At 52.5% G+C, this 571-nt stretch carries 1 protein-coding gene; it reads right to left on the bottom strand.

Features of this window, described 5'->3' with window-relative positions; translation table 11 throughout:
• The coding region (locus AC1RO3_RS07935) for a hypothetical protein (protein ID WP_481763920.1) at positions 1-552 on the bottom strand (552 nt) is incomplete at its 3' end.
• Positions 553-571 lie beyond the last annotated feature (19 nt).

The following is a 571-nucleotide window of genomic DNA, read 5'->3' as shown; positions in this document are numbered from 1 at the left end:
GGCCTCGTACTGTGCGTGCTGCTTCAGCTTCTGCTGAGCGGCCTTGAGGCGTTTCTTGAGCGTTGCCGGGTCCTTAATCTTCACCGCCTGCCCGCAAGACTCGCACTTGCCCTCTGCGAACTTCTCTGCATGTTCGAGCTGATGCTCATAGACCCGAACCAAGGTTTCCAGATCAGCTTCTTCCTCTTCAGGCTTATCCGCCTTTTCCGGCAATTCGGATTCTGCCTCTTCGCGAACGCTTTCTATTTCAAGTTCGACACGCTTGAGTGCGAGTCTGGCTTCTGTATACGCCGTGTACGCGTTCTTTGCCATCTCGGCCGCAAGCTCTCGGCCGTTCTCTTCGATCAGGTTCTGCGTGACCTCACTCAGCTCTGCATACGCCTCGTTGTATCGGGCGTTATTCTTTTTATACTGCTCGTATTCTTCGGCTTCCTCAATATTAGCGGCCGTCGTATCGAACTCGTATTTTATCTGCTTCACGTGATCGATGAACGATTCTTCCGTAATCTCATCCCCAATTGCGCCTTGCAGGATTTTGACTTGATCGCCCATTGACTCGGAGAAGGCGACA

Source organism: Dellaglioa sp. CoH-57-MRSF-19, from assembly GCF_056781975.1.
The sequence above is the reverse complement of the archived record's forward strand: the minus strand, read 5'-3'. Positions and strand labels throughout refer to the sequence as shown.